This window comes from Daejeonella sp. (assembly GCF_037719425.1).
In the GTDB taxonomy this organism is placed as follows: Bacteria; Bacteroidota; Bacteroidia; order Sphingobacteriales; family Sphingobacteriaceae; genus Daejeonella.
The window spans coordinates 1-10,217 of the sequence record NZ_JBBJNI010000150.1 but is presented as its reverse complement, the minus strand read 5'-3'; the positions used below and the strand labels follow the sequence as shown (position 1 = coordinate 10,217).

The 10,217-nt window shown below is 42.3% G+C and carries 12 protein-coding genes; 8 read left to right on the top strand and 4 right to left on the bottom strand.

Translation table 11 applies throughout. The features are described from left to right. Window positions 1-220 precede the first annotated feature (220 nt). Complete coding sequence (locus WKF69_RS16245; protein ID WP_340383212.1) at window positions 221-1,705, bottom strand: M14 family zinc carboxypeptidase; 1,485 nt, start codon at window positions 1,703-1,705, stop codon at window positions 221-223. A 72-nt stretch (window positions 1,706-1,777) separates the two neighbouring features. On the opposite strand from WKF69_RS16245, the gene WKF69_RS16240 reads away from it, so the two are divergent. After that, window positions 1,778-2,680 (top strand): serine hydrolase, encoded by a 903-nt coding sequence (locus tag WKF69_RS16240; RefSeq protein WP_340383210.1) that lies wholly within the window; start codon window positions 1,778-1,780, stop codon window positions 2,678-2,680. Window positions 2,681-2,762: 82 nt separating this feature from the next. Next, window positions 2,763-4,145, top strand: a complete 1,383-nt coding sequence (locus tag WKF69_RS16235; RefSeq protein WP_340383208.1) for a putative oxidoreductase C-terminal domain-containing protein — start codon at window positions 2,763-2,765, stop codon at window positions 4,143-4,145. A gap of 194 nt (window positions 4,146-4,339) precedes the next feature. Here WKF69_RS16235 and WKF69_RS16230 read toward each other — a convergent pair whose 3' ends face one another. The 3 genes from WKF69_RS16230 to WKF69_RS16220 form a co-directional block, all read right to left on the bottom strand. After that, entirely contained in the window at window positions 4,340-5,197 is an 858-nt protein-coding gene (locus tag WKF69_RS16230; RefSeq protein WP_340383207.1) for a fumarylacetoacetate hydrolase family protein, read from the bottom strand. Between the two features lie 121 nt (window positions 5,198-5,318). Next, window positions 5,319-6,083 (bottom strand): SDR family oxidoreductase, encoded by a 765-nt coding sequence (locus WKF69_RS16225; protein ID WP_340383205.1) that lies wholly within the window; start codon window positions 6,081-6,083, stop codon window positions 5,319-5,321. A gap of 200 nt (window positions 6,084-6,283) precedes the next feature. Then, window positions 6,284-6,862: a YbhB/YbcL family Raf kinase inhibitor-like protein gene (locus WKF69_RS16220; RefSeq protein ID WP_340383203.1), complete on the bottom strand. Its 579-nt coding sequence runs from the start codon at window positions 6,860-6,862 to the stop codon at window positions 6,284-6,286. Between the two features lie 184 nt (window positions 6,863-7,046). Here WKF69_RS16220 and WKF69_RS16215 point away from each other — a divergent pair, with 184 nt between their 5' ends. The 6 genes from WKF69_RS16215 (at window position 7,047) to WKF69_RS16190 (ending at window position 9,783) form a co-directional block, all read left to right on the top strand. Beyond that, window positions 7,047-7,508 carry a DinB family protein gene (locus tag WKF69_RS16215; RefSeq protein ID WP_340383201.1) on the top strand — a complete coding sequence of 154 codons (462 nt, stop codon included), beginning with the start codon at window positions 7,047-7,049 and terminating at the stop codon, window positions 7,506-7,508. Between the two features lie 49 nt (window positions 7,509-7,557). After that, a complete protein-coding gene (locus tag WKF69_RS16210; RefSeq protein WP_340383199.1) occupies window positions 7,558-8,088 on the top strand; it encodes an SRPBCC family protein in 531 nt (176 codons plus the stop codon). A 19-nt stretch (window positions 8,089-8,107) separates the two neighbouring features. Beyond that, entirely contained in the window at window positions 8,108-8,512 is a 405-nt protein-coding gene (locus WKF69_RS16205) for a VOC family protein (RefSeq protein ID WP_340383197.1), read from the top strand. A gap of 33 nt (window positions 8,513-8,545) precedes the next feature. Continuing rightward, window positions 8,546-8,809, top strand: coding sequence for a hypothetical protein (locus WKF69_RS16200; RefSeq protein ID WP_340383195.1), 264 nt, complete (start codon window positions 8,546-8,548; stop codon window positions 8,807-8,809). A gap of 148 nt (window positions 8,810-8,957) precedes the next feature. Next, window positions 8,958-9,290 carry a metalloregulator ArsR/SmtB family transcription factor gene (locus WKF69_RS16195; RefSeq protein WP_340383193.1) on the top strand — a complete coding sequence of 111 codons (333 nt, stop codon included), beginning with the start codon at window positions 8,958-8,960 and terminating at the stop codon, window positions 9,288-9,290. Beyond that, window positions 9,280-9,783 (top strand): SRPBCC domain-containing protein, encoded by a 504-nt coding sequence (locus tag WKF69_RS16190; RefSeq protein WP_340383192.1) that lies wholly within the window; start codon window positions 9,280-9,282, stop codon window positions 9,781-9,783. Before WKF69_RS16195 ends, WKF69_RS16190 begins: the two co-directional genes overlap by 11 nt. The last annotated feature ends 434 nt before the right edge of the window (window positions 9,784-10,217 follow it).

Genomic DNA, 10,217 nt, shown 5'->3' with positions numbered 1-10,217 from the left:
ATAAATATCGCGCTGTGCTCCTGCGCAAACTTGGGAAAACTGAACAAGCTATTCCGGAAGAGACGCGGGTACGGGAATTTTATCCTTGAGCAGTTAGCTTTGGGCTGTGAGCTATCAGCTTCCTGCAAACGTTTAAGATATCACTAGAAGAATGGGGCAACCATTTATATTGCCCCATTTTTATGCGCCATACCAAGAGCTCATAGCTGATAGCCCATAGCTAATATCCGTAAGTATTCGCCAGCACTTTCGCCGGCTGGCTCAAATCCACTTTGTAACCGTTTACCACAGCAAAAACTGGCTTGCCGTCTCTGGTAAGGAGGAATTGAGCGTTTTGCCCTATTCCCGCTTCCTGGACCGCATTCTCGGTATTGTTAGTCAGGTTCAATAATCGATTCTTAATTGCTCCGGTAGGCGATGGGCCATCTGACCATTTAACAAAAAGATATCCCTCTTTTATCAGATCTAATTCTTGCTGCGGAGTTAATTTCTCCCATTCAGCTTTAGTCATGGTCTTAATATTCGCCGGGGTGAACTTCAACCCGGATGCATCTATTTCATCATATCCAAACACCAGTTCCTGATCACCCAGTTCAGCGATACGGCCACTGTATGACATCGCTGCGTTATCTGTCGACCGTACCTGGGAGCGGTTTATGCCAAGGTGGGTTTTAAATTCCCGGCCTTCTTTGGTGATGATTACGTTTTTTACAAAGACATCATAAAGGGAGTTTTCATTTTCGGGAATTGCATCATAGTCCTTTATATCTTCTTTTTCATAGGATGATTTAGCTATAGCTTCAAAAGCTGTCAGCAAAGCCAGGAAATTAAGCTTCCGAATAAACTGCTTTTCAGGATCATGATAGTAACCCCCCGATTCGATAAGAATGGTCGAAATTTCCATGCCCTGGAAAGTATCTCCAAAACAACGGGGGTCGAAATCATCGTTATACTTTGCTACGTTCCCTGGAGATTTAGTTTGCAGTGCTTTATTCATCGACAGGATAATCTGTGTAGCCCGCTTGCGGACTGCGTTCATATCCTTTGGATAATTATATGCGGGAGCGAGAAACGAAATCGTAGCTGAATTCTTTGACCGTCCTGAGGAATAAAGATAATTCTGGTCATGCAGATTAAAGCCGATCTGCGGCTGCAGTTTTTTTGCCAGTTCCATAAGTGCCCGTCCTTCGGGAGTCACCAGCATACGTGCATCGCGATTAATATCAATCTCCAGGTCATTTCTTCTTTTCCAGGCCTGCGCCCCATCGGGATTAAGCATCGGAACGAAATGGAGCTCCAGATTATTCAAAATCAATTTTCTTAACTCACTATTATCATCATTTGAACTGAGGAAGTTAAACATATCAAACAGGGCCATAGTGGCCGTTGATTCATCACCATGCATTTGAGACCATAGCATTACCTTAGTTTTTCCACGTCCGGCTGTTAAATGGTTAATACTCCTGCCACGGACTGACTTACCTATTTCTTCTATAGTCACCAACCTGGAATCCACGTGTTTCGGGATCAAAGGCATCATCTCTGCGTGTTTCATAAACCTGTTCTTAATGCCAGGCTCTTTATATTTATCATATTGCCCCCATATTTTCTCTACCGCCAAACTATTTTTCGCTGGATTCTGACACATCGCAAAATGAGTCGTAATAAACATGAGGTTGAAGAATACCAATAATTTAAGTTTCATTACAAGGGTGTATGTGTTCTGCTATTTTATCAGATAAAAATACAATTGTATCTTTAATTATATCAAATTATTATGAGCATAACATTATCAGCAATTCTACTTACACTTTCAGTAATGATCTCTTCACCAACCAACTCGTTAAAAAATCCGGAACAATTAAAAGAGCAGATTAAAGCAGAATTCGCAAAGCAAAAAGGCACTTTCGCGCTAGCTTTCAAAAATCTCCAAACTGGCGAGGAGATCCTCATCAACGAGAAAATCAACTTTCACGCCGCCAGCACAATGAAAACCCCGGTGTTAATCGAGGCTTACAAACAAGCCGCTGCGGGCAAGTTCAGGATTCGCGAACGTATCCCTGTCAAAAATGAATTTAAAAGTATTGTTGATGAAAGCCTGTTCTCCCTGGATGCCGGAGATGACAGTGATTCGGTGCTTTATACAAAGGTGGGCACCAAACTTCCAATATACGATCTGCTTTACTTAATGATTATTAAGAGCAGTAATCTGGCCACAAACATTATTATTGATCTGGTTGGAGCGAAAAATGTAAACCAGACTATGCGTGAGATGGGTGCGAATGACATTCAGGTTTTGCGCGGCGTGGAAGATAGCAAAGCTTATCAGAAAGGGATGAATAATACAACTACAGCCTTCGATCAGATGGTAATATTTAATGATATGGCGAAGGGTAAAATAGTTAATAAGAGGTCGTCTAATGCGATGATCAGAATACTGCTGGACCAGGCCTTTAACGATAAGATTCCCGCTCAGCTTCCCAGGGATGTAAAAGTAGCACACAAGACAGGTTGGATAAAGGGGATAAACCATGACGCCGGAATAGTCTACCTTCCTGATGGCAGAAAATATGTATTGGTTCTTTTATCAAAAGAAATGACGGATGATAAAGCTGGAGTGCTGGCTATGTCGAACGTAAGTAAGATGGTTTATGATTACTTTGTGAAGAAAAAAGAATAAGGAACAAGGAACAAAGACCTTAACCGCATAAAAAACCATAACATAATTAAGTGTTCTCTTTTCATTCCTACTCAGCATTAACATGACTAAAAATTCAAAAACAGGTTCCCGCAAATGGACTTTATTAATAGCAGGCATTTCGATAATTATGAGCACTAACAGCGGCTTTGTAAATGTTCCTGCCGCTTCTCACCAAGGGGACGCTGTAGTTAAACTTATAATTCTTGATCCCGGCCACGGACATGCGACGTTTATGCAGAGTTCTATGAACCAGGCTATTGATCCTAAAGTGCATGTCTATGCTCCTGCGGGCCCGGATGTTCAGCAGTATATGAACTCCATTGAAAGGGCAAATACCCGGAAAATCAATCCCACGAACTGGAAGCTGGTAGTGTATACGGGATCAGATTATCTTGAAAAAATGCTTGCCGATAAAAAAGGTAATGCCGTCCTCATTTCTGGAAACAACAGTAAAAAATCCGGGTATATAACACGTTCTATCGAAGGAGGTTTTCACGTCATCGCGGATAAACCCATGGCTATTACCGATTTCAGATCGCTTGAAAAATCATTCCAGACAGCCGCACGTAAAAAGCTTGTCCTGTTTGATCCGATGGATCTGCGTTATGACATTAGTAACATCCTCCAAAAAGAACTTGCCCAAATCCCGGAACTGTTTGGCAGCCTTCAAAAAGGAAACTTGGAAAACCCAGCGCTGGTTCAGGCCAATCTTCATCATTATTTGAAAGGGCCAGCCGGACAAACGGGCATCAGGCCAGGTTGGTTCTTTGATGTTGATCAGCAGGGACATGGTATCGTGGATGTAAGCACACATTTAGTGGACCTGAATCAATGGCTAAGCTTTCCCGACAAATCCCTTAACTATAGAACTGACGTGAAGGTTATCTCTTCCAGGGAATGGCCATCAAAGCTTACTCCTTCTGAATTTAAACTCGTCACTAAACTTGATCAGTACCCGGACTATCTTAAAAAAGATCTTAAAGACAGTATCCTTTCGGTTTATTCAAATGGTGAGATGAACTATACGCTTAAAGGAATCCACTCCAAGGTCACAGTTCTTTGGAACTACAGAGAGCCTCCAGGCAGCAGCGACACCCATTATTCCTTAATGCGCGGTACAAAGGCAGATCTGGAAATAAGACAGGATGCTGCCGAAAAGTATAGAGCGACATTATTCGTAAAACCACAGCCAGGCGCTGATATTCCGCTATTCGAGAAACAGATTCATGCTGCGCAGCAAAAACTGCAAGACAAATATCCGGGCACAGAATTTATAAAAAACGGCGACCAATGGGAGGTTAAACCTGGGAAATTTCAACGTACTAATTCCTCTGAAGTGGCGATCGCTTATATCAAAAGCGGAAAGATGCCCGAGTGGGAAGCGCCCAATATGATTGCTAAATATTATACAACTATTGAGGCTTTAAAGATAGCAAAAGAGTGAACAAAGAACCAAGAACCAAGACGTACTCCGGTAAGGTTGCCATTACTAATTATAATTGAAGTTGGTAAATCCCGGCTTAATACGTTCGTTCAGGGTCTATAAAATAACCGGTGTCAATAAATAAACCCTGAATCTATCTTGGTTCCTGGCTCTTGATTCTTGGCTCTAATGTGTAGCACTGTCCCTGATGTGAATCAACTTTTAACATAGGCTTTCGCAACCTGCCGGGCCTCTCCCAGACCATCAATACCTAGCTCAACGATATCGCCATCTTTCAGGAAAAGTGGTGGCTTGAGCCCTAGTCCAACCCCGGCAGGTGTTCCAGTCGAAACCACGTCACCTGGAAGTAGGGTCATAAACCGGCTCACATAAGAAACCAGAAACGGAATATTGAAGATCAGGTCGTCTGTATTACTGTCCTGAAGTATTTTACCATTCAGCTTCAGCCATAATCGAAGGTTATGAGGATCTTTAATTTCATCGGTAGTAGCCATAAAAGGCCCCATTGGGGCAAATGTATCGCACCCTTTACCCTTGTCCCAGGTTCCGCCTCGTTCCAATTGAAATTCACGTTCAGATACATCATTGTGAAGGCAATATCCGGCGACATAATCCATTGCCTCATCCTCTGAAACATAGCTCGCCTTTTTACCAATAACAAAAGCCAGCTCTACTTCCCAGTCAGTTTTCACAGAATCTTTAGGAATAGTGATAACATCATTTGGGCCTATAAGCGCTGTTGTAGATTTCATAAACAATATCGGCTCTGCCGGTATAGGTACTCCCATTTCAGCAGCATGCTTTGCATAGTTTAGCCCTATACAAAGAATCTTTGAGGGCCTGGCAAAAGGGGCTGCAAGTCGTTCACCCTCAGCAACAACAGGAAGTTTACCCTCGTTCGCCTTCACATATTGGGCAAGGCGTTTTAGCCCGTCGTTTTCAAAGAACTGCTCATTGTAATCTTCGCCAAAAGACGATGTGTCGTATTTGACGTCATTAATAATAACTCCTGTTTTTTCCTTGCCGGGATTTCCCCATCGTATTAATTTCATGGATTATTGGATTTTTAGTCGAATGATCCGGCCTGGAGATTCCATGCCGGTGTTGTTTGTATAGATAAATACGCCCTCAGGCTGCTGTTTAAACTTAATGGTTGTATAGTCATCTGTTATTTTAAGTATTCAGCTTTATAAATCCTCCATCCACCGGATAATCACAGCCAGTCAGAAAACTTGCCTCGTCTGAGCACAGATATAATGCCATAGTTGCAACCTCATCTGGTTTAGCCATCCGACCAATAGGTTGGCTTTTTGAAAGCTTTTCGAACATTTCATCCTCTCTACCCGGATAGTTTTTTGAGATAAAGCCATCCACAAACGGAGTGTGCACACGAGCTGGCGAAACGCTGTTACACCGGATATTATCAGCCAGGTAATCTTTGGCAACAGATAATGTCATAGCATAAATAGCACCCTTACTCATTGAGTATGCAAACCTGTCAGAAAGCCCAACTATTGCTGCGATCGACGCCAGATTCACAATCGCACCGCCTCCATTCTTTTTCATAAGCGGAATAGCGGCGAACAGGCAATTATAAGCACCCTTTACATTCACGTTGTAGACACGCTCAAAATCTTCAGCAGAAGTACTGTCAGCATTGCCGACATGGGCTATACCTGCATTATTTACAAGGATATCTATCTTCCCAATAGTATTAAAAAGAGACACGACTTTCGCTTGATCAGACACATCGCAAGAATGCACAGATGCCTGGTCTCCGTTTGAGATTATCTCCTTTGCTACAATATCACCGGACTCTGAATTCAATTCAACAATATGAACATGAGCGCCCTGCGCTGCAAAAAGTACTGATATTGCTCTGCCAATTCCACTGCCGCCTCCTGTAATAACCGCTGATTTTCCTTTTAAACTAAACATGTACGAAATATATTTATTTTTATCCTAATTCCTGAAATTCAAAAATCTTATTTATCAGTACCCACTTTTCATCTGGTGTCGACCCGGGAAATCTTGCTGAATTTTCCACATCAAGGCTTCTCATTCCCGCACTTTTGGATTATCTGCATCCGCACCTGATTTTTCCGCTTTCCACTTTCAACTCTCAACTGTCAACTTGATTAAGGTCTCCTAAACCTCCCCCCATAAGCCGCCCGGCCCAGAATATGTCCCTCCATTGCCTTCATTATTAGCTTACGCGACTCAAACGCATCAGCAGCCGGTTTTACATTGAGTTTTGTATCGAGGGCGAAGAGCTCGAACATGTAATGGTGAAGGGGGCCACTTGCAGCAGCGCCGGGGCCGCGATACACAAGCCCGGTCACACTGATCTGATAGCTTCCGTCAGGCAGCGTAGCTCCTCTTGGCAGTCCCTCAGGAAAGCCTTTAGAGTCGGCGGGAATGTTCCATACCAGCCAGTGAACCTGATCGTCGGTAGTTTTATTGCGGACGAAATCCAGATCATGCATGTGCAGCACAAAACTTTTTGTGCCCGCCGGCACATCGGTCCAGCTTAAAGCCGGTGAAGTGCCTTCGCCAGGAGCCGCTCCGGGTGCAGCCTGACTAAATTTTATTGGGATGATACCACCATCTGGAAAGGCTGGTGTTGATAAAGACATAGTAGATGGGGCTGCCGGGGCTTGTCCATAGCCTATCGACACAGTTATCAAGATAATAAATCCAGTGAGGGTATTTTTCATAAGCTTATTCTTTTCTACGGCAAAATAGGCATTAGATACTTGTTCCCCAATATTTCGAATAATTTATCTCGGTATCCACAATTATGGCTTCAAATTAATGTCGCAATCAACCCTTTATAATGTCTTATTCAACCCTAGGAGACGGCGGCATTTAAGCTAAATTTGTTTAAACAATCTGAAAGACATGGAATTAAAAACGAAAAGCGCCCGAATGGCTACCATTCCTGCATTGTATGATATGCAAACTACATTCTTTAACAATGCACTTGAAGGAATATCCGACAAGGATGCACATTCGCGTCTGGACACAAAGGCGAATCACATTGCCTGGCTGGCGGGAAGCTTAGTTCAGCAGAGATATGAGCTTGCCCGCGATCTTGATAAATCGAAATCTTACAAACAACAGGCCGATGATCTGTTCAAAGATAATCAGGGAATAAAAGAAGGCGTGACCTACCCGTCGTTAGAACAATTTAAGAAAGACTGGAAAGAAATCAGTCCGATCTTACGAGAATTATTAGTGAATGCGGATGATGCCCAGTTGAACAAAAAGATCGAGATGCCGGGAATGGAATTTCCTCTTTTTGATTTGATCACATTTGTATCTTACAGAGAGGCTAATTGTATCGGACAGATCGCTTTATAGAGAAGGCTGCTTGGCTACGATGCCATGAAATATATGTAATCTAAGAGTTATGATAGTAAACATTCTAATAGGCATCGCGGCAGTTGTAGTACTGGTTTTGGTAGCTGCTTTATTTGTCAGTAAAACATACCGCGTTGAAAGCGAAGTGCTGATACACAGAAATAAGGAAGAGGTTTTTGACTACATCCGATACCTCAGGAACCAGGATTTCTACAGCAAGTGGGTTATGAGTGACCCTGACAAGAAAACAGAATTTAGGGGGAAGGACGGCTCGGTTGGATTTGTGTACGCCTGGGATAGTGAAAACAAAAGTGCAGGCAAAGGCGAGCAGGAAATAGTAAATGTTGATGAGGGTCAGAGCGTTGATATTGAGATCCGGTTTGAAAAGCCTTTTGAGGGAGTCGCGCAGACACGCATGAACACAGAAAACGTGTCTGGAGATCAGACAAGATTAAACTGGTCTATGGAAGGAGTACAGAAATATCCTATGAATCTGATGACCCTTTTCATGAAAAAAATGCTGGTTAAGGATATGGACACAAGCCTTGCTAACTTGAAAAGAATATTGGAAAAGAAATAGACAAACAGCTATCCCGGTTATGGCGACAAATATCTTTGTAAATATCCCGGTTAAGAATCTTAAAAAATCAATGGATTTTTTTGCAGCCCTTGGCTACCAATTCAATCCAAACTTCACTAACGACGAAGGAGCATGCATGGTGGTCAGCGATACGATCTATGTTATGCTCCTGGTTGAAAGATTTTTCAAGACCTTTACTACCAAAGAGATTTGCGACGCCTCAAAAAATACCGAGTCAATTATCTGCCTGTCGGTAGAAAAGAAAGACCAGGTTGAAGAAATGATTGATAAAGCTGTTGCCGCAGGTGGCTCGATATACAGCGAACCGCAGGATCATGGATTCATGTATCAGCATGCGTTTCAGGACCTCGATAATCATCTCTGGGAAATTGTATGGCTAAACCCCGATGCAGCCTTAGCTTAATTTGATTTAAGAAGTTCAGACGAGAAAACATCCATGATAGAAGTCTTTAGAACCAACGTCGATGATCCCTATGAAGCCGCCCGGCTGATTGAACAGGTGGAAAGATTATTTTCTGATTATGCAGTTAACTTCGACCTGGAAGACTGCGACCGGATAATGAGAGTGAAAAGTGAAACAGGTGAAATCAATTCCGATAGCATAATCGCTTTACTCACTGTTTCGGGCTTCGATGCTGAAGTACTGGAAGATGAGATAGGGAATACTATGATTATTCCAACTGCAATAATCCACCCGTAGTTCACAGTTCGAGGCTTTTGCCTTATTTTCTCTTAAAAGTATTACCGGTGGTCCGGATACTGTGCCCCCTTCCCGGGAAATTTTTTTCAAATAAATTTGAGAAACCAAAAGGTTTCATTTACATTTGGAAACCAAAAGGTTTCATATTATGAGAAGGGACGTTTTTCAAGCCATAGCAGATCCGACAAGAAGAGAGATCATAAACATGATCGCTTTTAAATCAATGAATGTAAATTCGGTATCAGAGAATTTTGATGTCAGCAGGGCTGCTGTTTATAAGCATCTAAAGATCCTGACCGAATGCGGGCTTGTAAAGATTAAACAGAAAGGCCGTGAGCGTTATTGCGAGGCAAAGCTCGAAAAGCTTATTGAAGTGTCGAGTTGGGTTGAGCAGTATAGAAAGCTTTGGACAGGAAGATTGGATTCACTAGATAATTATCTCACCGACTTACAAATTAAAGCCAAACAGGATGGAAAATAACAAAGAAAAAGGTGGAACTGCGAACGATCAGGTCCATATCACGCGTGTATTTGACGCGCCAAGGGAATTAGTTTTCAAGGCATGGACCGACCCTGAACACCTTTTAAAATGGTATGCGCCGACTGGCTGCAGCATTTCATTTCCACAGATTGATATGAAAAATGGGGGCAGCTTTCTCTCGTGCATCGTTATCCCAAATGGAAAGGAATGCTGGTGCAAAGGAATTTACAAGGAAGTGCTATATCCTGAACTAATCGTACATACAATGGCTGTTTCCGACGAGCACGGAAATCTAATAAGCGCAGAGGATGCAGGAATGGATCCGGAATGGCCGGAAGAAACTACCTTAACGATAACCTTCGAAGACCTGGACGGGAAAACCATGCTTATTCTTCATCAAACAGTTTCTGAGGCATTGGCGAAACGAACCGGAGCTTATCCAAGCTGGCTTATTATGTTCGACCGGTTGGCTGACCTATTAAAAGAAAATTAAATTAAACTTCTAATCAAAAGATCGTGTCAACAAAAAATAATACAGCAGCACCAGAACCGTTCGACAAACTGGATTCTTACCTGGAAGAAATTTTGAAATAACACGCCATTATTCCAATAAAGTCGTAGCAATGGCAATACGCGAATAAAAGATCATAAAAATGGGATGCTGAATTATAGTAGAGTTCTAATGATAGGTTTTAATACCCGGTATAATTAAATTTTGTTCTACTCCTTAAATGCGGAGCATCTTCCGGAATTAAATTTAAATTAGTACTCAGTAATCTAAAACCTAATAGTATGGAAACCAAAAATCTCTTTTTTCTCGCGGCATCCGCAATTTTATTTTCGGCGTGTAATTCATCGCAAATCAAAGAAATCGGGGCGGATAGCACCTCAACTGGTGATACCGCAAAACACGAGTTAGTACTTAAA

Excerpts from the sequence above, each read along its gene's own strand:
- WKF69_RS16245 (WP_340383212.1), bottom strand. The coding sequence starts at position 1,705 with ATGAAACTTAAATTATTGGTATTCTTCAACCTCATGTTTATTACGACT.
- WKF69_RS16240 (WP_340383210.1), top strand. The coding sequence starts at position 1,778 with ATGAGCATAACATTATCAGCAATTCTACTTACACTTTCAGTAATGATC.
- WKF69_RS16235 (WP_340383208.1), top strand. The coding sequence starts at position 2,763 with ATGACTAAAAATTCAAAAACAGGTTCCCGCAAATGGACTTTATTAATA.
- WKF69_RS16230 (WP_340383207.1), bottom strand. The coding sequence starts at position 5,197 with ATGAAATTAATACGATGGGGAAATCCCGGCAAGGAAAAAACAGGAGTT.
- WKF69_RS16225 (WP_340383205.1), bottom strand. The coding sequence starts at position 6,083 with ATGTTTAGTTTAAAAGGAAAATCAGCGGTTATTACAGGAGGCGGCAGT.
- WKF69_RS16220 (WP_340383203.1), bottom strand. The coding sequence starts at position 6,862 with ATGAAAAATACCCTCACTGGATTTATTATCTTGATAACTGTGTCGATA.
- WKF69_RS16215 (WP_340383201.1), top strand. The coding sequence starts at position 7,047 with ATGGAATTAAAAACGAAAAGCGCCCGAATGGCTACCATTCCTGCATTG.
- WKF69_RS16210 (WP_340383199.1), top strand. The coding sequence starts at position 7,558 with ATGATAGTAAACATTCTAATAGGCATCGCGGCAGTTGTAGTACTGGTT.
- WKF69_RS16205 (WP_340383197.1), top strand. The coding sequence starts at position 8,108 with ATGGCGACAAATATCTTTGTAAATATCCCGGTTAAGAATCTTAAAAAA.
- WKF69_RS16200 (WP_340383195.1), top strand. The coding sequence starts at position 8,546 with ATGATAGAAGTCTTTAGAACCAACGTCGATGATCCCTATGAAGCCGCC.
- WKF69_RS16195 (WP_340383193.1), top strand. The coding sequence starts at position 8,958 with ATGAGAAGGGACGTTTTTCAAGCCATAGCAGATCCGACAAGAAGAGAG.
- WKF69_RS16190 (WP_340383192.1), top strand. The coding sequence starts at position 9,280 with ATGGAAAATAACAAAGAAAAAGGTGGAACTGCGAACGATCAGGTCCAT.